At 53.7% G+C, this 20,380-nt stretch carries 33 protein-coding genes and 1 pseudogene; 26 read left to right on the top strand and 8 right to left on the bottom strand.

The annotated features are described in order from the left end of the window. Positions 1-116 precede the first annotated feature (116 nt). The 6 genes and pseudogenes from ACQ86N_RS44305 to ACQ86N_RS44330 all read left to right on the top strand — a co-directional run bounded on the left by ACQ86N_RS44305 (position 117) and on the right by ACQ86N_RS44330 (position 2,719). Complete coding sequence (locus ACQ86N_RS44305; protein WP_431212638.1) at positions 117-656, top strand: hypothetical protein; 540 nt, start codon at positions 117-119, stop codon at positions 654-656. Between the two features lie 293 nt (positions 657-949). Beyond that, positions 950-1,093, top strand: coding sequence for a M28 family peptidase (locus tag ACQ86N_RS44310; protein ID WP_431217844.1), 144 nt, complete (start codon positions 950-952; stop codon positions 1,091-1,093). Positions 1,094-1,152: 59 nt separating this feature from the next. Continuing rightward, a pseudogene (locus ACQ86N_RS44315) lies at positions 1,153-1,212 on the top strand (hypothetical protein); the annotation flags it as partial. 37 nt (positions 1,213-1,249) lie between these two features. Then, complete coding sequence (locus tag ACQ86N_RS44320; protein ID WP_431212639.1) at positions 1,250-1,831, top strand: PDZ domain-containing protein; 582 nt, start codon at positions 1,250-1,252, stop codon at positions 1,829-1,831. Between the two features lie 32 nt (positions 1,832-1,863). Further along, complete coding sequence (locus ACQ86N_RS44325) at positions 1,864-2,298, top strand: IPExxxVDY family protein (protein WP_431212640.1); 435 nt, start codon at positions 1,864-1,866, stop codon at positions 2,296-2,298. Positions 2,299-2,368: 70 nt separating this feature from the next. Then, entirely contained in the window at positions 2,369-2,719 is a 351-nt protein-coding gene (locus tag ACQ86N_RS44330; RefSeq protein WP_431212641.1) for a 4a-hydroxytetrahydrobiopterin dehydratase, read from the top strand. Here ACQ86N_RS44330 and rho read toward each other — a convergent pair. From rho to ACQ86N_RS44345, 3 genes are read right to left on the bottom strand one after another with little or no spacing between them, the layout of a single operon-like run. Then, positions 2,661-3,263, bottom strand: coding sequence for a transcription termination factor Rho (gene rho, locus ACQ86N_RS44335; protein ID WP_431212642.1), 603 nt, complete (start codon positions 3,261-3,263; stop codon positions 2,661-2,663). The genes ACQ86N_RS44330 and rho overlap by 59 nt on opposite strands. Continuing rightward, positions 3,166-4,197, bottom strand: coding sequence for a hypothetical protein (locus ACQ86N_RS44340; RefSeq protein WP_431212643.1), 1,032 nt, complete (start codon positions 4,195-4,197; stop codon positions 3,166-3,168). Before ACQ86N_RS44340 ends, rho begins: the two co-directional genes overlap by 98 nt. A gap of 46 nt (positions 4,198-4,243) precedes the next feature. Next, entirely contained in the window at positions 4,244-4,507 is a 264-nt protein-coding gene (locus ACQ86N_RS44345; RefSeq protein WP_431212644.1) for a Rho termination factor N-terminal domain-containing protein, read from the bottom strand. A 298-nt stretch (positions 4,508-4,805) separates the two neighbouring features. On the opposite strand from ACQ86N_RS44345, the gene ACQ86N_RS44350 reads away from it, so the two are divergent. From ACQ86N_RS44350 to ACQ86N_RS44430, 17 genes are all read left to right on the top strand, one after another. Then, positions 4,806-5,063, top strand: a complete 258-nt coding sequence (locus tag ACQ86N_RS44350; RefSeq protein WP_431212645.1) for an OB-fold nucleic acid binding domain-containing protein — start codon at positions 4,806-4,808, stop codon at positions 5,061-5,063. A 23-nt stretch (positions 5,064-5,086) separates the two neighbouring features. After that, complete coding sequence (gene asnS / locus ACQ86N_RS44355; protein ID WP_431217845.1) at positions 5,087-6,244, top strand: asparagine--tRNA ligase; 1,158 nt, start codon at positions 5,087-5,089, stop codon at positions 6,242-6,244. 49 nt (positions 6,245-6,293) lie between these two features. Beyond that, a complete protein-coding gene (locus ACQ86N_RS44360; RefSeq protein ID WP_431212646.1) occupies positions 6,294-6,689 on the top strand; it encodes an ExbD/TolR family protein in 396 nt (131 codons plus the stop codon). Continuing rightward, entirely contained in the window at positions 6,686-6,835 is a 150-nt protein-coding gene (locus tag ACQ86N_RS44365) for a hypothetical protein (RefSeq protein WP_431212647.1), read from the top strand. The genes ACQ86N_RS44360 and ACQ86N_RS44365 overlap by 4 nt, the downstream gene beginning before the upstream one ends. Positions 6,836-6,887: 52 nt before the next feature. Beyond that, a complete protein-coding gene (locus ACQ86N_RS44370; RefSeq protein ID WP_431212648.1) occupies positions 6,888-7,553 on the top strand; it encodes a 2-oxoglutarate and iron-dependent oxygenase domain-containing protein in 666 nt (221 codons plus the stop codon). Further along, the gene (locus ACQ86N_RS44375) at positions 7,550-7,831 is read left to right on the top strand and encodes a 2OG-Fe(II) oxygenase family protein (protein WP_431212649.1); all 282 of its coding nucleotides are present in this window, start codon (positions 7,550-7,552) and stop codon (positions 7,829-7,831) included. The genes ACQ86N_RS44370 and ACQ86N_RS44375 overlap by 4 nt, the downstream gene beginning before the upstream one ends. A 434-nt stretch (positions 7,832-8,265) precedes the next feature. Beyond that, a complete protein-coding gene (locus ACQ86N_RS44380) occupies positions 8,266-8,604 on the top strand; it encodes a PadR family transcriptional regulator (protein ID WP_431212650.1) in 339 nt (112 codons plus the stop codon). A 134-nt stretch (positions 8,605-8,738) separates the two neighbouring features. After that, a complete protein-coding gene (locus tag ACQ86N_RS44385) occupies positions 8,739-9,266 on the top strand; it encodes a hypothetical protein (RefSeq protein ID WP_431212651.1) in 528 nt (175 codons plus the stop codon). After that, the gene (locus ACQ86N_RS44390) at positions 9,181-10,062 is read left to right on the top strand and encodes a PspC domain-containing protein (RefSeq protein WP_431212652.1); all 882 of its coding nucleotides are present in this window, start codon (positions 9,181-9,183) and stop codon (positions 10,060-10,062) included. The genes ACQ86N_RS44385 and ACQ86N_RS44390 overlap by 86 nt, the downstream gene beginning before the upstream one ends. Continuing rightward, positions 10,059-11,195: a hypothetical protein gene (locus ACQ86N_RS44395; protein ID WP_431212653.1), complete on the top strand. Its 1,137-nt coding sequence runs from the start codon at positions 10,059-10,061 to the stop codon at positions 11,193-11,195. The genes ACQ86N_RS44390 and ACQ86N_RS44395 overlap by 4 nt, the downstream gene beginning before the upstream one ends. Next, on the top strand, positions 11,140-12,225 hold the full coding sequence (gcvT, locus tag ACQ86N_RS44400; protein WP_431212654.1) for a glycine cleavage system aminomethyltransferase GcvT: 1,086 nt from the start codon (positions 11,140-11,142) through the stop codon (positions 12,223-12,225). The genes ACQ86N_RS44395 and gcvT overlap by 56 nt, the downstream gene beginning before the upstream one ends. 134 nt (positions 12,226-12,359) lie before the next feature. Further along, positions 12,360-12,836, top strand: a complete 477-nt coding sequence (locus ACQ86N_RS44405; RefSeq protein ID WP_431212655.1) for an SRPBCC family protein — start codon at positions 12,360-12,362, stop codon at positions 12,834-12,836. A 4-nt stretch (positions 12,837-12,840) separates the two neighbouring features. Further along, complete coding sequence (locus ACQ86N_RS44410) at positions 12,841-13,593, top strand: 2-phosphosulfolactate phosphatase (RefSeq protein WP_431212656.1); 753 nt, start codon at positions 12,841-12,843, stop codon at positions 13,591-13,593. Positions 13,594-13,794: 201 nt separating this feature from the next. Beyond that, positions 13,795-14,763 (top strand): FeoB small GTPase domain-containing protein, encoded by a 969-nt coding sequence (locus ACQ86N_RS44415; RefSeq protein WP_431212657.1) that lies wholly within the window; start codon positions 13,795-13,797, stop codon positions 14,761-14,763. Then, a complete protein-coding gene (locus ACQ86N_RS44420; RefSeq protein WP_431212658.1) occupies positions 14,694-15,362 on the top strand; it encodes a nucleoside recognition domain-containing protein in 669 nt (222 codons plus the stop codon). Before ACQ86N_RS44415 ends, ACQ86N_RS44420 begins: the two co-directional genes overlap by 70 nt. Then, positions 15,317-15,631, top strand: coding sequence for a hypothetical protein (locus ACQ86N_RS44425; RefSeq protein WP_431218047.1), 315 nt, complete (start codon positions 15,317-15,319; stop codon positions 15,629-15,631). The genes ACQ86N_RS44420 and ACQ86N_RS44425 overlap by 46 nt, the downstream gene beginning before the upstream one ends. Further along, positions 15,598-15,915 carry a hypothetical protein gene (locus ACQ86N_RS44430; protein ID WP_431217846.1) on the top strand — a complete coding sequence of 106 codons (318 nt, stop codon included), beginning with the start codon at positions 15,598-15,600 and terminating at the stop codon, positions 15,913-15,915. The genes ACQ86N_RS44425 and ACQ86N_RS44430 overlap by 34 nt, the downstream gene beginning before the upstream one ends. 69 nt (positions 15,916-15,984) lie before the next feature. Here ACQ86N_RS44430 and ACQ86N_RS44435 read toward each other — a convergent pair whose 3' ends face one another. Further along, positions 15,985-16,716, bottom strand: a complete 732-nt coding sequence (locus tag ACQ86N_RS44435) for a GlxA family transcriptional regulator (protein WP_431212659.1) — start codon at positions 16,714-16,716, stop codon at positions 15,985-15,987. Beyond that, the gene (locus ACQ86N_RS44440) at positions 16,680-17,033 is read right to left on the bottom strand and encodes a hypothetical protein (RefSeq protein ID WP_431212660.1); all 354 of its coding nucleotides are present in this window, start codon (positions 17,031-17,033) and stop codon (positions 16,680-16,682) included. The genes ACQ86N_RS44435 and ACQ86N_RS44440 overlap by 37 nt, the downstream gene beginning before the upstream one ends. A 62-nt stretch (positions 17,034-17,095) precedes the next feature. On the opposite strand from ACQ86N_RS44440, the gene ACQ86N_RS44445 reads away from it, so the two are divergent. From ACQ86N_RS44445 to ACQ86N_RS44455, 3 genes are read left to right on the top strand one after another with little or no spacing between them, the layout of a single operon-like run. After that, complete coding sequence (locus ACQ86N_RS44445; RefSeq protein ID WP_431212661.1) at positions 17,096-17,527, top strand: VOC family protein; 432 nt, start codon at positions 17,096-17,098, stop codon at positions 17,525-17,527. Positions 17,528-17,533: 6 nt separating this feature from the next. Next, a complete protein-coding gene (locus ACQ86N_RS44450) occupies positions 17,534-17,929 on the top strand; it encodes a DoxX family protein (RefSeq protein ID WP_431212662.1) in 396 nt (131 codons plus the stop codon). An 11-nt stretch (positions 17,930-17,940) separates the two neighbouring features. After that, positions 17,941-18,159, top strand: a complete 219-nt coding sequence (locus ACQ86N_RS44455) for a DUF4287 domain-containing protein (RefSeq protein WP_431212663.1) — start codon at positions 17,941-17,943, stop codon at positions 18,157-18,159. 46 nt (positions 18,160-18,205) lie between these two features. On the opposite strand, the gene ACQ86N_RS44460 is transcribed toward ACQ86N_RS44455, so the two are convergent. The 3 genes from ACQ86N_RS44460 to ACQ86N_RS44470 all read right to left on the bottom strand — a co-directional run bounded on the left by ACQ86N_RS44460 (position 18,206) and on the right by ACQ86N_RS44470 (position 20,350). After that, on the bottom strand, positions 18,206-18,823 hold the full coding sequence (locus ACQ86N_RS44460; RefSeq protein ID WP_431212664.1) for an HAD family hydrolase: 618 nt from the start codon (positions 18,821-18,823) through the stop codon (positions 18,206-18,208). A gap of 260 nt (positions 18,824-19,083) precedes the next feature. Further along, complete coding sequence (locus ACQ86N_RS44465; protein ID WP_431212665.1) at positions 19,084-20,223, bottom strand: PQQ-dependent sugar dehydrogenase; 1,140 nt, start codon at positions 20,221-20,223, stop codon at positions 19,084-19,086. 4 nt (positions 20,224-20,227) lie between these two features. Beyond that, the gene (locus ACQ86N_RS44470; RefSeq protein WP_431212666.1) at positions 20,228-20,350 is read right to left on the bottom strand and encodes a hypothetical protein; all 123 of its coding nucleotides are present in this window, start codon (positions 20,348-20,350) and stop codon (positions 20,228-20,230) included. Positions 20,351-20,380 lie beyond the last annotated feature (30 nt).

The raw sequence follows: 20,380 nt of genomic DNA on the forward strand, positions 1-20,380 counted from the left end.
CTGTACGCAAGCCAGGGGCCTCTCCGGAAAGGCCAATCTGCAAAACTAAAGGAAAAAAGGTGAGTGTAGAAAATAAATCCATCTTACCTTTGAAAGCCTCTGTTAAACCGGCTTTTATGAACTTTCGTACTATCTGGCTTACGCTTATCCTTGTATCCCTTGTTTTCCTCCCCGGCCGCAGTCAGTCTCCCAGTCAAACCAGTGTTCCGGCATTCCCCTCCCGGCTGAAAAAAGCCGATAAGGTCACGATTTCCAACCTGGAAAGACATATTCACTATCTGGCCGACCCCAGTCTGGAGGGAAGGCGGGCGGGAAGTCCAGGCGAGAAGGCGGCAGGCGCCTATATCAGCGCAGAATTCGCCGAAGCAGGCCTGAAACCGAAAGGCGGCGACCCCGACAACGGCTGGCTTCAGGGGTTTTCGATCGACGAGGGACGATTTACGGACAGCGGCACTTCTTTTTCGGTCAATAACCGAAATCTGGTTCTCAACCGCGATTTCTTTCCGCTGACCGTCAGTCCCGCGGGTACGGTTACGGGATCACCCGCCATTGCCCTGCAGGAGAGCGGGGGTACCTCCTGGTTTTGGACCTGCGCGAACTCATACAGGCCCATGGCCGCAGTCCCCATTTCGATCTGGAGAACGCCATCCGCGTAATGGCGGGGACGTTTGCAAAGAAGGGGGGCTACGGCGCTGATAGTTTATAATACGTCAAAAATGCCCGATGGCCTGGCCTTCGATCCCCACGAAGCGGCCCGACCCGGCCGCGATCCCGGTCCTGTATCTGACCCCTTGCCGCCAAACGGAAATATTTTAAGGACGAGTCCGCCTCGGCAGACCTGAAGATCAATATCGGGTTTTATGAGAGACAAGCGTACGGCGCATAATGTCGTCGGCTGGCTGGATAACGGCGCGCCCACAACCGTCGTCATCGGGGCCACTACGACCATCTGGGTCACGGCGAGGACAGCAATACCCTATACAGGGGCGCCGACAGGGCCGTTTTCAACGGAGCTGACGACAATGCCAGCGGTGTGGCGGGGATGATCGAACTCGCGCGGCTGCTGGGCGCTTCGAGGGCTGAAAGCGAATAACTATCTTTTTGTAGCTTTTTCAGGCGAAGAACTCGAGGCTTTTCGGATCCAAATATTTCGTGGAGCACCCGACCATCGACCTGAAATCGGTAAATTACATGGTAAATCTGGATATGATCGGACGCCTCAGTGATTCGGCGCATGTGCTGACGGTCGGTGGCTACGGCACCTCCCCGGCATGGGCAAGGGCTTTCCGGCCGGCGCGTCGTCCGCGACCGGGAGGCTTTCAATTTCCGGTTCGACAGCACCAGTCTCGGCCCCAGCGATCACACGTCGTTCTACAGAAAAGACATTCCCGTGCTCTTTTTCTTTACCGGGACCCATTCCGACTACCACAAACCCAGCGACAATTATGACAAGATCAATTTCCCCGGCGAGCTGCAGGTAGTAAAGCTGGTCTATTCCGTAGTGGAGGGGTTCAATAAAAAAGGGCGTATCGCCTTCACCCGGACCCGTGACCTTCCCGCCCCGGGGATGGCAAGCTTCAGCGTGACGCTGGGGATACTCCCCGACTATTCCTTTAGCGGCAGCGGCGTTCGCGCCGACGCCGTCAGCGAAGAGCGGCCGGCCCAGGGCGCCGGATTGCAGGCCGGGGACGTTATCGTCCAGCTGGGCGAGTATCCGGTGACATCGCTCGGCAACTATATGGAGGCCCTGGGAAAGTTCAGGAAGGGAGACAGGACGACCGTAAAATATCGCCGCGGTGACGCGATCATTGAAAGACCGGTACAATTTTGACGGACCGCTGATGACCTAACCAACAAAGACCAATGAAGCTAAAGCTGAACATAGACGACATGACCGGCGAGTTCTTCGAGGATACCCGCCTGCTGGGCATCGTGGCCCCCATTAAGGACTACCAGTTCTGCTGGCAGCTGAACAACCGTCTCCGCTTTGACTTCCGCATCAACAACGGAATCGAGATCCAGTTGACGAAGAAACAGCGGCACTATTTCTTTGCCGTCTACGAGTACCAGGAGATGGGTACCGCGCAATCGCATTTCCTGTACAATAACCAGTTCGACGGCGAATACCTGCTCCCGGAGTTCAAGCACCTGGATTTCCTGTGGCTGCTGAAGGGGGATATCGTTCAGGATGAAAAGATAAGCCAGCTGATCGAGTGTATCCGTACGATCTCCGGCGTGCAGCTGGTGATGGAACTGGTTCACGAAAAGATCAGGAACAAAGGACATCTCATTTTTTGACTGCGGGGGCACCGGACGTTGGGTCCGTGGTCCGCGCTTTGCGGCCACAATCGGTCCACCAAACTTTTTTATGTGGGAAGAAAAAAACAACACGCTCTACCGGAAGTTCGAGTTTAAGAACTTCTCCGAAGCCTTTGCCTTTATGACCCGTGTGGCGCTCGAAGCGGAAAAAATGGACCACCATCCGATGTGGACCAACGTCTATAACAAGGTAGAGATAAGCCTCTCCACCCACGACGCGGGGGATATCGTCACCGATAAAGACAGGAAACTGGCAAAAGATCGACCGCGATGGTCTGACGGCTCACGCTATGGACACGGGGTCGGCCCAGGCTGGGACCTGATCCGACGCCCGGTAAGGTTTATCCATTCATGCTGGCCGGGAACTCTTCGTTGCTCTTGGTTCCGCGCATGCGTTTGAGCAGCTCGTTCATTGCCTCTTCGGCATTCATATCGTTGAGATAGACGCGGAGCAGGTTCATGCGCTGCAGCACCTCTCTTTCGAGCAACAGGTCGTCACGACGGGTGGAAGACGCCACGAGGTCGATGGCCGGATAGATACGGCGGTTGGCAAGGCGGCGTTCCAGCTGCAGTTCCATATTACCCGTACCCTTGAATTCTTCAAAAATCACCTCGTCCATCTTCGAACCGGTGTCGATAAGGGCGGTAGCGAGTATTGTCAGCGAACCACCGTTCTCGATCTTTCTGGCGGCGCCGAAGAATTGTTTGGGTTTCTGCATTGCGTTGGCTTCCACACCACCGGAGAGTACTTTACCGGATGCAGGGGCAACTGTATTGTGTGCGCGGGCGAGGCGGGTGATGGAGTCCAGCAGGATTACGACGTCGTGGCCGCACTCGACCAGGCGCTTAGCCTTCTGGAGGGCGATGGTCGAAACCTTGACGTGTTTCTCGGCGGGCTCGTCGAAAGTAGAAGCGATGACTTCCGCCTTTACGCTGCGTTCCATATCGGTAACTTCCTCCAGGACGCTCGTCGACGAGGACGATCATCAGGTAGCACTCGGGGTGGTTGGCGGCGATGGCGTTGGCCACGGCTTTCAGCAGCATCGTCTTACCCGTCTTGGGCTGTGCCACGATGAGACCGCGCTGACCCTGCCGATCGGCGTGAACAGGTCGATGATCCTCGTGGAGTAGTCCGAAGGAGTGGTAAAGAGAGTCAGCTTTTCGAAGGGGAACAACGGCGTCAGATAGTCGAAGGGGACGCGGTCGCGGACTTCTTCGGGGCCTTTGGTTGTTGATGGTCTCTACTTTCAGCAGGGCGAAATATTTTTCACCTTCTTTCGGGGGACGTACCGAACCGAGGACGGTATCGCCGGTCTTGAGGCCGAACAGTTTTATCTGGGAAGGGGAAACATAGATATCGTCGGGAGAGGAGAGATAATTATAGTCGCTGCTGCGCAGGAATCCGTAGCCGTCGGGCATCATTTCGAGAACGCCTTCAGCGGAGATGACGCCGTCGAACTCGATGTTGAAGACCTCGTTGCGACGCTGCGGATACAGCCTGTTGGCCTGAGAGTCGCCGCCGCGGTTGTCGCCGCCGTTGTCCTGGTCTTCCGGCATATTTATTCCATCTTCCTGTTCGTGCTGCTCTTCGGATTCTTCGCCACGGTTGTCGCGGTTGGCCTGCTCGGGCCTTTCTGCGCCCTGTCTTTCCAAACGTTCCCTGTCAGGACGTTCGGCTCGTTCGGGCCTGTCGTTGCGCTCGATCCGCTCCGCACCTTGTCTTTCAGGACGCTCGACCCGCTCGGTCCTTTCGGGACGATCGTTATGACGCTCAGCGCGCTCTACTACCGGCTGGGGACGAGCCGCAGGAGCGGCTTTCGAAGGAACAGCAACTTCCTGCACTTCTTCTTTCTTCTTCGGCGCCGCCTTCTTCAGCATCGGCTTTTCTTCTTCTTTTTTATTTTTGGGAGCTTCTTTTTCGCTTCTACCTTTTAGGTTTCTCTTCTACACTTTCGACAATCGCTTCTTCTGTGGAGTTGGCTGTGGTAGCCTTTATGATGCGTTTACGTTTGGGCTTGTCGTCGGCTGCGTCTCCTTTTCCTTCACTGGCAGCAACGGCTTGTTTATCGAGGATTTTGTAGATGAGCTCCTGTTTATCCAGCTTCTTCGCGCCTGTGATCTTTAACTGCTCAGCAATATCGAGGAGTTCCGGAACGAGCATGTCGTTCAATTGGAGAATATCGTACATAAAATGACTTGAGAGTTGAAAACTATTCTCAAACAGAGGGTCTGTCTTGTTGAGAAAAATGAAATGAAATTTTGATTAAAAATGAACAGAATGAGTTAAAACTGATGAGCTGTGAGCATTGGAAAAGGAAACTAATCAGCTTAATTCCACTTGCAATTTTAATATAAAAAAATAAAAATCAAAAATATTTTTTAAAATGGCCTGAATTTCAGTGCTTTTTTCGCTCAGAATTTTACGCCTTCAGGGTCTTTCCCGCGCTTGCTCTATATTTGTCCCACTAAAAATTTCTACAGAGACCATGTTTAACACAAGAGTGAAGGTAAAAGCGCTGCTGGCTACAAAACCGGAAAATCAGGAAGTCATCGTAATGGGGTGGGTGCGGACCTTTCGCAACAACCAGTTCATCGCCCTTAACGATGGTTCTACCAATAACAACATCCAAATCGTAATAGAGTTGGGTGCTTATGATGAAAATCTTCTTAAAAAGATCACGCCTGGCGCCAGCCTCAAGGTTACCGGACAGCTGATCGCCTCCTCGGCAAGGGTCAGTCAGTAGAAATAAAAGCAACCGCTCTGGACATTCTTGGCGAGTGCAACCCGGAGAAATACCCTTTACAGCTAAAGAACAGACCGAGCCTGGAATATCTCCGCGAGATAGCACACCTCCGTTTTCGTACGAATACATTCGGCGCGGTATTCCGCATCCGTCATTCGCTGGCCTTTGCCATTCATAAGTTCTTTAACGAAAAGGGGTTTGTCTATCTGCATACTCCCGTCATCACCGCTTCTGACGCCGAGGGCGCCGGCGAGATGTTCAGGGTGAGCACGCTGCCCTTCGACAACCCGCCCCGCAAAGAGGACGGCACCATCGATTTCGCCGAGGACTTTTTCGGTCGCGCTACTAACCTGACAGTAAGCGGACAGCTCGAGGGCGAGCTCGGCGCAACGGCTTTCAGCGAGATCTACACCTTCGGCCCGACTTTCCGCGCGGAGAACTCCAACACCGCGCGTCACCTGGCGGAGTTTTGGATGATCGAGCCGGAAATGGCCTTTTGCGACCTGGAAGACAACATGAACCTCGCGGAATCCTTTATCCGCTACCTCATCCGGTACGTCATGGAAAACAACAGGGAAGACCTCGAGTTCCTCGCCACGCGCCTCGCAGAGGAAGAAAAGCAAAAACCTCAGGCCGAACGCAGCGAGATGGGTCTCATCGAAAAGCTGGAGTTCGTGGTAAACAACGACTTCGAACGCATCACCTATACCGAAGCCATCGACATCCTCCTGCAGTCTCCCGCCTACAAAAAGAAGAAGTTCCAGTACGAGGTAAAATGGGGCATCGACATGCAGAGTGAGCACGAACGCTACCTCGTGGAAAAGCATTTTAAAAAGCCCGTCATCGTCACCGGATATCCTGCCGCCATCAAGGCCTTCTATATGCGGCAGAACGACGACGGAAAGACGGTCGCGGCCATGGACATCCTCGTCCCGGGCATCGGCGAGATCGTCGGCGGCTCGCAGAGAGAAGAACGTCTCGAAAGGCTGGAAGCCAGGATGAAAGACATGCATATTCCCACGGAAGAGATGTGGTGGTATCTCGACACCCGTCGTTTCGGTACGGTACCGCACGCCGGCTTTGGGCTCGGATTTGAGCGCATGATGCTGTTCGTGACCGGTATGACCAATATCCGCGACGTCATCGCCTTCCCGAGGGCCCCGAAGAGTGCCGAGTTTTAGTTTATGGAATAAATCCGGTCTGCCATCTAATTAGTAAATCAACTTTTTTATGGCAGAGCTCAACACCCCTGCCGGCAACTCCCATAAAAGGGGAGGCCGGCGTTGCAGGAAATTGTCTACCCGTGTCGACATGACCCCGATGGTAGACCTCGGATTTCTACTGATCACTTTCTTTGTTTTCACCACGACAATGTCCAGGCCAAAAGAGCTGGAGGTGAGGAAGCCGGCCGACGGCGATCCCACAACAACTGGCGCTAACGCTACGCTCACACTCGTAGCCCTCGGAGGCAACAAGGTCTTTTACTACAACGGCGAATTCTCCGAAGCACTGCACAATGGCAGCTTTGGAACGGCGGGCTATGGTCGCAACGGCGGCATCGGCGATATCATCCGTGACAAGCAGGCGGCCATGGACCGCTATTATAAAGGCGGGAGAAAGAAATGATGCTGCTTATCAAACCGTCGCCCGAATCCAGTTACGGCAATGTTGTCTCGCTGCTGGATGAGACGCAGATCAACGACGTCAAAAGATATGCGCTAGTGGAACTGACCCCGGAAGAGAAGTCCGGTATTTCTTCAAAAAATCTTTAACTTTACCAAAGGCCCTTTTCAGGGCCTTCAATCATTAGCAACAAAAAATACCATGGCCATACCTACCGTCGACCTCGCCCAGTTCTCGGGAACTCCAAAGGAGAAAGCAGCTTTCGTGGAAGGACTCGGTAAAGCGTACGAAGACGTAGGGTTCGTCGCCGTAAAGAACCATGGTATTCCCGATTCCACGATCGAGGCGCTGTACTCCAATACAAAAGAATTCTTCTCGATGCCGCAGGAGGCCAAACGGAAATATGAGATCCCGGGTCTTGCCGGCCAGCGGGGCTATACTTCTTTCGGGAAAGAACACGCGAAGGGCAGCACCGCTCCGGACCTCAAGGAATTCTTCCAGTTCGGACAGACGGTGGTAGACGGCGATCCCATAAAGGCCGAATACCCGGACAACGTCATCGTATCGGAGATAAAAACCTTCAGCCCCATATTTGCTGACGCGTACCGGTCGTTCGAAAATTCCGGCTCCGCCCTGCTGCGGGCCATCGCCCTCTATCTGGGCCTGGACGAAAAATATTTCGACCAGTATGTGCACAACGGGAACTCCATTTTTGAGGGCTATTCATTATCCCCCGATAAAAGAAGAGCCGAAATCGGCCATCCGTGCCGAACAGCACGAGGACATCAACCTGATCACCCTGCTGATCGGCGCCAGCGCGGACGGCCTCGAGATCCCTGTCCAAGCAGGGGACCTGGGTGCCGGTGACCTCGCTCCCGGAACAGATCGTCGTCAATGTGGGTGATATGCTCCAGCGGCTGACCAACAACCGGCTGCGTTCGACTACCCACCGCGTCGTCAATCCTCCCAGAGAGTTGTGGGGCAGCCCCCGATTTTCCATCCCGTTCTTCCTGCACCCCAAAAGCAGCATGAGTCTGGCCTGCCTTCCCAGCTGTATCGACGCACAGCATCCAAAAGCCTATCCGGATGCTACGGCCGGGGAATACCCGGACGAGCGCCTGCGCGAGATCGGACTAAAGAAATAATGGTGAATTTACTGTCCTGATTCCTAGACGTGAAGGAGGTAGAGAAGCAGCCAGGCGGCAGCTGCACCTGCCAGAAAACAAAGGATAAGTTTCATCGCTGAGATAGCCATTTACGGGGTTATTATAACTGTCGTTGTCAATTTTGCAGTTTGCTCAGGTTCAGCTGTAAGGAAAGCAAACTTACTACAAATTACCGCTCGTTTTAATGCATTTTTAATCTTTTATGCCCTTTCGGGACCAATTCGTCCCTTCTATAACCGGGTCTGCCCGGCTATTCAACCATTTATATTACATTCCCGCCATTCATCCCTACATTACCTGCCTATAAAAATTACCTTCCAAAAAACAGTACTTTGTGTTGCATAGTACTGGAAAACATCCTATCTTTGGTATGTGATCACGATGAATTTTGTTTTACTTAAAAATCTCAGCGTATGAATATCGAGAACACCCAGAGCCAAATGCGCAAAGGCATTCTGGAGTTTTGTATTCTCTCCGTTATCAGACGCGGCGAAGCCTACCCCTCCGACATTGTGGAAGAGATGAAAGCCGCCAATCTGAATATTCTGGAGGGAACCCTTTACCCCTTGCTGACAAGGCTAAAGAACGCAGATATGCTCACCTACAGGTGGGTAGAAAGCAACTCCGGACCTCCAAGGAAATATTTCTCCCTGACGCCAAAAGGGGAGGATTTTTACGGTGAGCTTCAGGCCACCTGGAATGAACTGGCCAATGCGGTTCACACCCTAACCAATAATAAGTCCACCCTCTAAGACCCAATGACCGCCGGTGGCGGTCGGTCCAAAGGACAGACATTAGCGCTTTACTGTGGATGCGCTAATTTTCTGGTAAGCGCATCCACAGTAATTTGTCCAACTCTCAAACTCCAACCTCCAAATAAAAGAACATGAAAAAGATTATTAATATCAACTTTCATAGCCGGGTGATCCCTATCGAAGAAAGTGCCTATGAAATACTCCAGCAATATATAAGTAGTCTGCGCCGGTATTTCGCCAATGAAGAAGGCCGCGACGAGATCATCAGCGATATCGAGAACCGGTTCGCCGAGCTTTTCTCGGAGACGCTGAAAAAGGGCGCCGCCTGCATCACCGACGCCGACGTCAACACCATCATTGCCAGCATGGGACGTCCCGAAGAGTTTGAGGGCGAGGAAGCCCCCAGCCCGGGGCAGCTGCCGCTGCCGGTCAGCAAGCTGGTTCCGGCCCCAACTGGCAGTCCTCCGGCACAGGTGACGAACCCCGCCGCCTCTACCGCGCCGATAACGACAAGATCCTCGGGTGGCGTCTGCGGCGGCACTGGCCAGCTATCTCCGCCTCGACCCTGCCATTGTGCGTATCATCTTCGTGCTGATTACGTTTGGTTGGGGCGCCGGCTTCCTGCTCTATCTTATTCTGTGGATCGTACTTCCTACTAGGTCGCTGCCGGTCAACGTCCGCAAAAGGCTGTACCGCAATTCGGATGACCGGGTCATCGCCGGTGTAGCCAGCGGTCTGGCCGCTTATTTTCATATCGACGTCTGGATCCCCCGTCTGGTCTTCGCCCTGCCCCTGATCCTTGGTATCATAACCTCCATACTCCGAAACCTCGCATTCTGGCATTGGTATGGACCGAGTTTTATCACCGGCGGTTTTGGCGGTACCCTGTTCGTTACCTATATCGTCCTGTGGATCGTTCTGCCGGAGGCGGTTACCGCCTCTGAGAAACTGGAGATGCGCGGCGAGAAGGTCGACCTGGAGTCTATCAAGAACACCGTGAAAAGCGATCTAGAGACCTTTAAAGGCCGCGCGAAAGAAATGGGTAGCGACATGAGTGAAAAGTTCCAGCAGGCGGGCCAGCAGCTGAAGCAGGGTGCCCAGACCTTCGCCGCTGAGGCGGGTCCTGTCATCCGGAGAAGCGGCAACGGATTTGGCCACGCCATCGGCGTACTGTTCAAGGCCTTTTTTCTCTTCATCGCGGGGATCATCACCTTCGCACTGATCACGGCCCTTGCGGCCCTGGCCTTTCGCGGCGACAGCCTGCTCCACCTGAAGGGGTATATCCTTGAAGGTTTCTGGCAGAACTTCCTGGCCCGGTCAGCTTTTGTTCTGTTCCTGGTCATTCCGGTGATCGCTCTGCTGACCTGGCTGATCCGCCGCATCACCGGGGTCCGCTCGCGGAACCACTACCTCGGTTATACTTTCGCCACCCTCTGGGTCATCGGCCTCTTTTGACGATCATTCTGGGCGGTATGGTCATGAGTAATTTCCGTGCCCGCCAGCACGTCGAGGAAGGCGTGAATATGGCCCAGCCGACGCATAACAAGCTGATTGTCCGGACAACGGAGCATACCAACCGCTATGACGACACCGATTTTTGGTCCGATATCGACTTCGGCAAGCACGGCCCGCTGTACAGCATTTCTGAAGACAGCTTCCTGCTGACGACAGTTCGCCTGCGGGTGCTGAAGAGCGAGGATACGGCCTACCACGTCCAGCTGGTCAAGATCAGCCGTGGCAGTTCCGCAACCAAAGCCCGTGAGACGGCCGGCCGCATCGAGTTTCCGGTCCGGCAGACAGACAGCGTACTGACCCTGCCGCAGGGATTCGCCATCAGCAGCCACGAGCGGTTCCGGAACCAGCAGGTGATCGTAGAAGTCGCCGTACCCGTGGGCAAGCGCATCCTGATCAACCGGAGTGTCGAGGATTACCACTGGTTCACGATTAACCCCAATAACCGCCATATCCGCTGGAGGGACCGCAACTGGAACATGGACTGGGATCAGGACGACGACGACGGGGAGAGCTATTCCTGGAGCAGCAATGTGGAATACGTGATGACGCCGACGGGGTTGTCCCGGACCGGATCGGACGGGGAAGGACGCAATTTCCGCCGCAAGGATAAAAAGGATAACGGCAATAAGGAAGAGGACCTCTATAAGGAAAGGCCTGAAACACCTGAGAAAGCCGAAAAGCCCGAGAAGCCCGGCGGCAATGACGGATACCGCTACAAGGGTCCCGGAACTGCGCCGAAGGCTCCGGACACCACAATCCCCAAGAAGACGGCCCAGGTGACGGAAAAGGAGGAGGCGATGATTCAGCCCTACCCCTGCTGGCCATATTTAACTCTTAGATTATTTGGCCTCCCGAAAAGGGCCGGCATATATAAAGAGCATCGTTGGTTGAAGTTGGAACATAAGCCCCCCGTATCCACGGGGGCTTTTTCGTTGGGTCCAGTCCTGCTTTTGTCCCAGTGCCTTTCTGGTCTTATAGATAAAACCTACATTTGCGGCTCAAAACCCATTACACTACATGAAGACCACTCCCTTTACAAAGAAGCACCTGGCGCTAGGCGCCAAAATGGTTGAGTTCGCGGGATATAGCATGCCCATCAGCTATACCGGCATCAACGACGAACACCAGGCCGTACGTACCAACGCCGGCGTCTTCGACGTAAGCCATATGGGTGAATTTATCGTAAAAGGAGAACACGCCCTCGACCTGATACAGCGCCTGACCACCAATGACGCGGCGAAGCTTACCGCCGGAAAGGCCCAGTACAGCGCCCTCACCAATGACAAGGGTGGCATAGTGGACGACCTCATCGTCTATTGCATCGAAGAGAATAAGGTCTATATGCTGGTCGTCAACGCCGCCAACATCGAAAAAGACTGGAAATGGATCGTCAGTCACAATACCCGCAGCGCCGAGCTGCACAATATCTCCGACAAGACCTGTCTGCTCGCCATCCAGGGCCCTAACGCGACCCGCATGATGCAGGCCCTGACCGATATCGACATCCTCAACCTGACCTACTATACTTTTGCAAAAGGAACCTTCGCCGGGGTGGACAACGTAGTGATCAGCGCAACGGGCTATACCGGCGCCGGCGGCATAGAGATCTATTTCGAGGACAAGGACGGCGCCGCGGACAAGATCTGGGACAGGATATTCGAGGTCGGCGGTCCGCAGGGACTCAGGGCCATTGGTCTGGGAGCCCGCGACACCCTCCGGCTGGAAATGGGCTACTGTCTTTATGGGAATGATATCGACGACACGACCTCGCCCCTCGAGGCCGGGCTGGGGTGGATCACCAAGTTCACCAAGGACTTCACCGCCCGCGGGATCCTCGAAAAACAAAAAGCCGAAGGCATCCAGCAGAAGCTGGTGGGCTTCGAAATGATCGACAGGGGCATCTGCCGCCACGACTATGAGATAAAGGACTTTTCCGGCGCAACCATTGGAAGAGTGACTTCCGGCACGCAGAGTCCGACGCTTGGAAAGGCGATCGGTATGGGTTATGTCCGGCCGGCTTTTTCGCGGATCGACGCCCAGATCTTTATCAAGGTCCGGGACAAGCTGCTGCTCGCTAAGGTAGTTAAGCTGCCGTTCAGCTAGGGGGCTCTGGTCGGTTCACGGCCCCGGCGGACAGCAGCAGGTTTTTGGAGATAACCCCGTCGACGCGGCCACTCCAAAGGTTTTGGAATGATTTTTTCTTGGAAATGGACGTCTATATCCAACACCCAGCCAAAATGCCAACCATTCACCTAACGACCTTTATCGCAGCCCCTCCTGAACGAGTCTTCGATCTTGCCAGAAGCATCGACCTCCATCGGAAATCCATGGCCCATACCGGCGAGGAAGCCATTGCCGGAACCACCTCCGGCCTTATCGGGCTGGACGAGACGGTCACCTGGAAGGCAAAACACCTCGGAAAGACAAGGGTTCTGAGGTCGAGGATCACGGAAATGAAGCCTCCGTTCTCCTTTACAGACGAAATGGTAGACGGGGACTTCAGGAGCATCCGGCACGAGCATCATTTTAAGCGAATAGACAACGGGACCCTGCTCATCGATCTCTTCCACTTTGAATCTCCTTACGGGGTAATGGGCCGCCTGCTCAACCGGATCTATCTTACCAACTACATGAAAAACTTACTGGAGCTGCGCAACGAGTCCATAAAGGAATACGCAGAATCTGACAAGTGGAAATTTATTTTAGATAAATAGGTGAATGCCTACATTTGCGCTATTGATGACAAATTCCAAACCCAGTCTCTATACAGCTCTGTCCCCGGCCTTGCTGCATTTATATGATCTGAACCATGCAGTCGTGGTGATCATCGATGTCCTTCGCGCAACATCAACCATCGCCACGGCCCTCTACAACGGAGCCAGATGCGTCATCCCGGTGGACAGCGTCGCCAAATGCATCGAGCTCGGAAGACAGATCGACGGGATCACCGCCGGTGAACGCGACGGTATGATCGCGGAAGGACTCGAGCACGGCAACTCGCCCTTCGAATACCCGAAAGAATTTATCAATAACAGGACGCTGGTGCTTACCACGACCAACGGTACAAAGCTCCTCCATATGGCCCTCGACCGGGGCGCCGGTCAGATCGTCACCGGTTCCTTCCCCAACCTGCAGGCGGTCTGCGACTATTTAGTTTCTCAGAACCAGCCGGTTGTTCTGGGCTGCGCAGCCTGGAAAGACCGCGTCAACATTGAAGACATGCTCTTCGCCGGCGCCGTCATAGACCAGGTAAAGGAGCATTTTTCGATCAACTGCGACTCTTCCCAGATAGCGGCAACGGTTTATGGGCAGGCAAAGGGTGATCTTTTTGCCTTTATGCAGTCGAAGGATGCGTCCCACTATCACCGGCTGATGGGTTTTGGGCTGGAGAAGGATATCCGCTACTGCCTGACGCCGGATGTGGCGAATGTTTTGCCACTGTATGAGAATGGCAAACTGATTGTGCTTTAACGACGGACCCTGCCTCGCCCCGACCACGTCAGCTATTCTGCGTGAACCACACGGTTCACAGCTCCTCGCTGCAGCCTTGACCTTCCCCCTTTCCCGCATGAACCACACGGTTCACAACCACCATGACCTTCTTTCCTCATTTCGTAACCCCGAACGGCTGCAACATCGTACATTTGTCCCCTTGTATCATGGATCTCACGTTTGAATAAGAACAACCTCCATATCGCGCTGGTGGGCAATCCCAATAGCGGGAAAAGCTCGCTCTTTAACGCGCTGACGGGCCTCAACCAGAAAGTGGGCAATTTCCCCGGCGTTACCGTAGACAAAAAGACCGGCATCAGCCAGCTGGCCCTCGGACTTTCCGTCAATATCGTCGACCTCCCCGGTACCTACAGCCTCTACCCCAAACGGGCAGATGAATGGGTCACCTATAAGGTCCTCCTCAACCAGGACCCCTCGGTCCGGGCCGATATGGTCGTCCTGCTGGTAGACGCCAGCAACCTCAAACGGAACCTCCTGTTCTGTTCCCAGATCATCGACCTCAAGATACCGGTGGTCGTTGCCCTTACCATGATGGACCTCGCCGCCCAAAAGGGGATCGAGATCGACGTGGACGGACTGGAAAGAGAGCTCGGTATCCCCATTGTAGCCGTCAACCCCCGGAAGAACAAGGGCATACCCCAGCTGAAAAAGATCGTCGAGCTGCGGGCCCGCCAGTTGCGGCAGGCATCTCCAAGGGCTTTCATCGACAACCAGGCCCTGGCGGCCGGCGCCGTCCAGGACGTCCGGAAATTATTTCCCGAAGCCAGCGACTACACGGCCATCCACTACCTGATCAACCATGAACACTTCGACTTCAACCCGGATCTCCAGCATAAGATAGAAAGCATCGAATCGGCCCATGCCTTTAACCATACGCGTATCCAGGCCGACGAGATCCTGCAGCGCTATGGCCGGATCAAGCAGATCATGAAGCACACCGTCGCGGAGCCCGACCCGCTGGAAAAGACCCTTTTCACCGAAAAGCTGGACAGGCTGTTTTTAAACAGGACCTGGGGTATATCATCCTGCTGGGGGTACTCTTCCTGCTGTTCCAGAGCGTGTTCTGGATCGCACAGTATCCGATGGACGCCATCGACTGGACCTTCTCGAAACTGGGTGGCTGGCTAGGCCAGCTGCTGCCGGAAGCATGGTGGAGCGACCTGCTCGTCAACGGGCTCCTGGCCGGACTTAGCGGCATCCTCGTTTTTGTTCCTCAGATCATGATCCTTTTCGGCCTGATCACCGTCCTCGAAGACACGGGGTATATGGCGCGTATCAGCTTCCTGACCGATAAGCTCATGCGAAAGGTGGGGCTCAACGGCAAAAGCGTCATGCCCATGATCAGCGGTTTCGCCTGCGCCGTCCCGGCCATTATGAGCACCCGCAACATCGAGAACAAGAAGGAAAGGCTGCTGACCATCCTCATCACTCCGCTGATGAGTTGCAGCGCGCGCCTCCCCGTTTATACCATGCTGCTCGCCCTGACCATCCCGCGCAAACACGTGCTCGGCTTCCTGAGCCTGCAGGGCCTCGTGATGATGGGACTCTATATGCTGGGATTGGTGATGGCCATGATCGTCAGCTATGTGGCGAAGTGGTTCATCAAAATGAAAGAGAAAAGCTTCTTTATTCTGGAGCTGCCCATCTACCGCGCCCCCGCTGGAACAACGTCATCGTCACCATGGTCAGCAAGGCGAAGATCTTTGTCGTGGATGCCGGAAAGGTGATCATGGTCATCAGCCTCATCCTGTGGTTCCTCAGCTCGCTGGGCCCCGGAAAAAGCATGGAAACCGCCAAAACCAGATACGACCTCGAAATAAAACAACACCCCGACCAGGCCGCCGAGCTGGAGAGGTCCAGGCAGGCCGCTATCCTAGAAAGCTCTTATGCCGGGCACCTCGGCAAGATCGTCGAACCGGTGATCCGCCCCTGGGATATGACTGGAAGATCGGGGTCGCCCTCATCACTTCCTTCGCCGCCCGCGAAGTCTTCGTAGGCACTATGGCTACGCTCTACAGCGTAGGAGGCGGAAAGGACGCCGACCAGCAGACACTGCGCCAGCGTATGCAGTCGGCACGGCGCGATGACGGCAGACCCGTTTATGACCTCGCTACCGGCGTTTCGCTGATGGTATTTTACGTCCTGGCGATGCAGTGTATGAGTACGCTGGCCGTCGTCCGCCGCGAAACCCGCAGCTGGAAATGGCCGGTCATACAGCTGATATATATGACCGGACTCGCGTATGTTGTAAGCTTTATTTTTTATCAGCTTTTGAAGTAGTGGCCGCTCGCCCGCGTCACGCCGCCCCGCTTTCAGTAAGCCCGCTGTGAACCACGCGGTTCACGCCATCTAACCCGCCGGCGCCTGCTTCCGGTATTTGTCTCTATACGCGACCGGCGTGAGGCCGGTAATCTTTTTAAACAGCTCCCGAAAGGTTTGACTATCGAAATATCCTACGTCCGTCATTATTTCCTCAACAGACTTCCTGCCCGCTTCAAGTGCCTTCTTACTCGCCTCTATTCTGACTTTTTGCAGGTATTCCAGCGGTGAGCAGGTAGTACAATTTTTAAATCGCCTCTCAAAGGTTCGCCTCGTCAAAAACAACATCTCCGCGAGCCCCTCCACCGTTATCTTCTGAAAATAATACTGCTCAATAAACTCCTGAGCCTGCAACACCTTCTTATCGTTGTGCTCCTTCAGGCCATTAAAAACTATAAAAGGTGTTTGCGCAATCTTATCCAAATTCACCACGAAATATTTGGCGACCAAAATTGCCATTTCCCGGTTGACATACTTCTCAACCAAAAAGATCAGCAAGTTCCAGTAAGCATTGCTTCCCCCGCTGGAATACAGTCCATTTTGCTCGACGATGATCTTTCCATCCACCAGTGTAATATCCGGATAAAAGAACCTGAATTCATTCGCATACTGCCAGTGGGTCGTGCATTTTTTGTTTTTCAGCAGGCCTGTAAACGCCAGCATGAAAGCGCCGGTACATAAGGCAGCAACCTCTGCGTTTATCTTATATTGTTTGATGATCCAGTCTACAAAAAACCGATTGTGGTGCCCGGCACTAAGCATATCCCCCTCAGCGCGGGTATGATGATCAGATCGGTTTTGTCGATCTCGTGAGACAACAGGTCGACCGTAACGGAGACCATTCCGTCTTCAATCACCAGTTCGGAGCTTTCTCCGATGACCTGTACCTCGAACAGCTCTTTTTTACCCTGGGCTTTTAATAGCTCGTTTGCCTTTTTAAAAACCGATCTTGCATCGACGATCGAAGCATAGTTCGCATTTTTCAATGCCAGTATCGATATATGTTTCTTTTGGCTCATCGACTGCCCTGCAATATAGCCAAAAACCATGTCGCAAATGCCGTTATCAATATGTCGCATTTGCATATGTGAAGGAAGGTGTTTAGGTCATAGCTTTGTCTCCAATCAAATCAACCACGGGCATGCACGGCACAGATATTTATTTACACTTCAGGGGGAACAGCCATGACGCATTCTCCTTTTACAGATCCGTTTTCGGGGGTGAATTCATTACGGCTCAGCGCTATAAGGACGTGCCGGGGGGCGAAAAGATGGATCCGGAAACGCAGGAAAAAATGATCCATATCTCCCTGAAGATCTCGCCGCACACCACACTGATGGCAACAGACAGTTTGGGAAATGAAGGAGGCGAACTGAATTTCGGCAACAACTTTCATATTTGTTTACAGACGGACAGCGAAAAGGAAGCCGACAAACTGTTTCACTCGCTATCGAAAGACGGCAAAATAGAAATGCCGATGAACAAAACCTTTTGGGGCGCCTATTTCGGGATGTGCCTCGACAAGTTCGGCATCCAGTGGATGATCAACTATACTTTCCCTTCCCATAAATAATACAAAATGGAAATGCAGAACACCATCCCGAAACCCGTCTGGTGGACGGGCACGATCGTAAAAAGTTTGTTGTGTCTTTTTATGGCTTTCGATGCGCTCATGAAAATAATCAAGCACCCGTCGGCCGTTGAAGGCAGCGTGCAAATGGGCCTTCCTGAAAGCAGTATCCCATTCCTCGGGGTTTATTTACTGCTGGCCACGGCCCTCTATATCTACCCCAAAACCGTGATGCTGGGTATGTTGCTTCTCGCCGCCTGGCTTGGCGCTGCTGCCGGTATTATGTACAGAGACGGAATAGCGGGACATCCATACATTTTCCCAATAGTATTTGCCGTCCTGATCGTGATAGTCGAGTTCCTGAGAAATGGCAGGATCCGGACGATGGTACCTTTTACAAAATAAAAATCAGAACCATGTCATTTCAGGCATACATTGACAATATACAGGCAAAGATAGGAAAGTCGCCCGCGGATTTTAAGAAACTTGCCGAGCAAAAAGGTTTTCTCCGCAAGGGGAAATTGGTGGAGGGAATAAAAGCCGGGCAAATAGTGGCCTGGCTAAAAGAAGACTTTGATCTGGGTCACGGCCACGCCATGGCGATCTACGCGGTTTTTAAGGGAAAAAGCAAATAGTTTTTACGTTGCCCTGCCTCGGAATCCCGCACGTGAACCATGCGGTTCACGCCTCCAGCACCCCCAACCCCACCAACTCCTCCCTGAACTGCTGAGGCGAACGGAAATGGATGCCATGGAAGCCCAGCTGCTGCGCCGGCACGACGTTCCGGAGATTATCGTCCACATAAATGGCCTTTGTAGGATCGATCCGGAATCGCTCCGCCAGGCGCTGGTAGATCTCCGGCGACGGTTTCCTTATCTTCTCCTCTCCGGACACCAGCCGCCCGTCAAACCAGTGTAGGAACTCATACAGCTCCAGCGCGACAGGAAAGGTCTCCGCGCTCCAGTTGGTCAGCGCGTACAGCCGCAGTGAGGTCTTTTCCTTCAGCTCGCGGAATATTTCCACCGTCTCGTGGATAGGGCCGCCAAGCATCTCTTTCCACCGGTCGTAGTAGGCGCGGATCGCGGCTTCATGCTCAGGGAACTTCTTCACCAGGTGATCCGTCCCTTCCTGCAGGCTTCTCCCTGCATCCTGTTCCTCATTCCAATCCAGCGTACAGATCGTAGAAAGAAACCATTTCCTCTCTTCGTCGCTGGGAAAAATGTTCTTATAAAGATATTCCGGGTTCCAGTCAACCAGCACACCGCCCAGATCAAAAACCAGTACATCGAATGTTTTCATATCATTTGTTTTAAGGAACCGCTTCCAGCGGTTCGTCCGAAGGACAATTATTAGCGGTTTTGCCGGGATGCGCTAATTTTTTAGGGTGTGCATCCCGGGCAAATTTTTCCAGACATAGTATAAGACCCCGTTGTGGTCATCGGTAAAAAAGAAAGAAAGGCTGTCCGCCTGCAGCACATCACAGGGCCGTCCCTTGCGATCGGCGGTCGTCCTCCCACTCAAAAATCCGTCCACGACCGGTGCATAGCTGCCCTGCCGCGTTATCCGTACGATCGCATTCCCCGCTGGCGCGCGACGGTAGTGGAGCCGTGCAGACAAACCAACGCGTGGTCATTCAGTAAAGAGTCGCCAAACCCCCTGAACCAGGCAAACCCCAGCGGCGCCGAGTGCGCCCTGAAACCACAAAAAGCCAACGGCGGTTTCGCGGGGACCTTCACCTGCTGCTCCCGCGCCATTCGCTGCATGGCCGTATCGGCATAAACACTGTCTTTGTACTGAAAATAATAAGGCCACCCATAGAACCCGCCCATCTCTACCTGTTGGAACAGGTCTTCCGGTTTGTCGGGTCCCAGCAGGTCACGTCCCATGCTCGTAACCCAGAGCTTGTCGTCTATCCATTTCATCCCGACTGAATTCCTCAGCCCTGTTGCATACAGCGGCTGCTTGCCGCTGCCGTCCGGGTTCATCTCGACGATGGACGCCCTTACATTCTCCTGCTCTATACAGGCATTGCAGCTGCTGCCAACGCTGACATAGAGTTTGTCGTTATGGAAGGCAAGGCTTCTGGTAAGATGCCAGCCGCCGTATTTATAGCTCAACCCATAGTCAGGAAATGTCGCGACGGTGTCCGGCTTCCCGCTGACTGTCGTATCACCGGCATGATACCGCCAGCGAGTGAGCACGCCCGTTTCAGAGATATAGATGTAGTCCTGCCCTTCGTCATTATAAAACGCGACCTGGTTGGGGTTATGCAGGCTGTCCTTATAGGTGACGACTCGTCTGAATACCCGGTCTGTGCTGTCCCAGTCACCGAAAATATAGACCCGCCCTCTTTTGTTGTCGCTGGTGTTGAACATATCCGTCGCAAACAGGCGGCCATCCGGACTTTTCGTGAGAAAACGCAGCCGCCGCAGACCTTCGAAAGCGACGTCGATGCCATACCCTTTCGGAACGTTCAGGTTCAGGTCTACTCCTTTTTGTAAATGGATGGGATGCGGCTCGAGTTCGATAGCGGCGTCGCGGTCATACGACGGAGTGGTCACTACTCTTTCTGTATCCGGCTCGGAAAATACAGGCGTATCGGCGGAGTGAAGCGGTGCGCTGTCCGCCACCGTGGTCCGGATCCCGGGTCCGCCGCAGGAAATGAATAGAACAAGAATAAACAACGGGCCGTATCTCATCGGTCTAAATTTTTATCAGCCGCTCCGCCGCCTTCTCCAGCGTTTCGTCCTTCTTCGCGAAACAAAAGCGGACGACGCGGTCGTCTTTCCCCGCCGTATAAAATACCGAGACAGGGATTGTTGCCACTCCGTACTCTTTTGTAATGCGGATCGAGAA

It is taken from the genome of Puia sp. P3 (genome assembly GCF_050632245.1).
Taxonomy (GTDB): Bacteria; Bacteroidota; Bacteroidia; order Chitinophagales; family Chitinophagaceae; genus Puia.

What these genes read in the sequence shown, in the direction of transcription:
- ACQ86N_RS44305 (WP_431212638.1), top strand. Translation starts at nt 117, where the DNA reads ATGAACTTTCGTACTATCTGGCTTACGCTTATCCTTGTATCCCTTGTT.
- ACQ86N_RS44425 (WP_431218047.1), top strand. Translation starts at nt 15,317, where the DNA reads ATGGTCAGCAAGGCGAAGATCTTTGTCGTGGATGCCGGAAAGGTGATC.
- ACQ86N_RS44465 (WP_431212665.1), bottom strand. Translation starts at nt 20,223, where the DNA reads ATGAGATACGGCCCGTTGTTTATTCTTGTTCTATTCATTTCCTGCGGC.
- ACQ86N_RS44380 (WP_431212650.1), top strand. Translation starts at nt 8,266, where the DNA reads ATGAATATCGAGAACACCCAGAGCCAAATGCGCAAAGGCATTCTGGAG.
- ACQ86N_RS44330 (WP_431212641.1), top strand. Translation starts at nt 2,369, where the DNA reads ATGTGGGAAGAAAAAAACAACACGCTCTACCGGAAGTTCGAGTTTAAG.
- ACQ86N_RS44365 (WP_431212647.1), top strand. Translation starts at nt 6,686, where the DNA reads ATGATGCTGCTTATCAAACCGTCGCCCGAATCCAGTTACGGCAATGTT.
- ACQ86N_RS44340 (WP_431212643.1), bottom strand. Translation starts at nt 4,197, where the DNA reads ATGCTGAAGAAGGCGGCGCCGAAGAAGAAAGAAGAAGTGCAGGAAGTT.
- ACQ86N_RS44345 (WP_431212644.1), bottom strand. Translation starts at nt 4,507, where the DNA reads ATGTACGATATTCTCCAATTGAACGACATGCTCGTTCCGGAACTCCTC.
- ACQ86N_RS44445 (WP_431212661.1), top strand. Translation starts at nt 17,096, where the DNA reads ATGCACGGCACAGATATTTATTTACACTTCAGGGGGAACAGCCATGAC.
- ACQ86N_RS44455 (WP_431212663.1), top strand. Translation starts at nt 17,941, where the DNA reads ATGTCATTTCAGGCATACATTGACAATATACAGGCAAAGATAGGAAAG.
- ACQ86N_RS44440 (WP_431212660.1), bottom strand. Translation starts at nt 17,033, where the DNA reads ATGCGACATATTGATAACGGCATTTGCGACATGGTTTTTGGCTATATT.
- ACQ86N_RS44385 (WP_431212651.1), top strand. Translation starts at nt 8,739, where the DNA reads ATGAAAAAGATTATTAATATCAACTTTCATAGCCGGGTGATCCCTATC.
- gcvT (WP_431212654.1), top strand. Translation starts at nt 11,140, where the DNA reads ATGAAGACCACTCCCTTTACAAAGAAGCACCTGGCGCTAGGCGCCAAA.
- ACQ86N_RS44410 (WP_431212656.1), top strand. Translation starts at nt 12,841, where the DNA reads ATGCCTACATTTGCGCTATTGATGACAAATTCCAAACCCAGTCTCTAT.
- ACQ86N_RS44350 (WP_431212645.1), top strand. Translation starts at nt 4,806, where the DNA reads ATGTTTAACACAAGAGTGAAGGTAAAAGCGCTGCTGGCTACAAAACCG.
- ACQ86N_RS44435 (WP_431212659.1), bottom strand. Translation starts at nt 16,716, where the DNA reads ATGCTTAGTGCCGGGCACCACAATCGGTTTTTTGTAGACTGGATCATC.
- ACQ86N_RS44360 (WP_431212646.1), top strand. Translation starts at nt 6,294, where the DNA reads ATGGCAGAGCTCAACACCCCTGCCGGCAACTCCCATAAAAGGGGAGGC.
- ACQ86N_RS44370 (WP_431212648.1), top strand. Translation starts at nt 6,888, where the DNA reads ATGGCCATACCTACCGTCGACCTCGCCCAGTTCTCGGGAACTCCAAAG.
- ACQ86N_RS44325 (WP_431212640.1), top strand. Translation starts at nt 1,864, where the DNA reads ATGAAGCTAAAGCTGAACATAGACGACATGACCGGCGAGTTCTTCGAG.
- ACQ86N_RS44405 (WP_431212655.1), top strand. Translation starts at nt 12,360, where the DNA reads ATGCCAACCATTCACCTAACGACCTTTATCGCAGCCCCTCCTGAACGA.
- rho (WP_431212642.1), bottom strand. Translation starts at nt 3,263, where the DNA reads ATGGAACGCAGCGTAAAGGCGGAAGTCATCGCTTCTACTTTCGACGAG.
- ACQ86N_RS44460 (WP_431212664.1), bottom strand. Translation starts at nt 18,823, where the DNA reads ATGAAAACATTCGATGTACTGGTTTTTGATCTGGGCGGTGTGCTGGTT.
- ACQ86N_RS44450 (WP_431212662.1), top strand. Translation starts at nt 17,534, where the DNA reads ATGGAAATGCAGAACACCATCCCGAAACCCGTCTGGTGGACGGGCACG.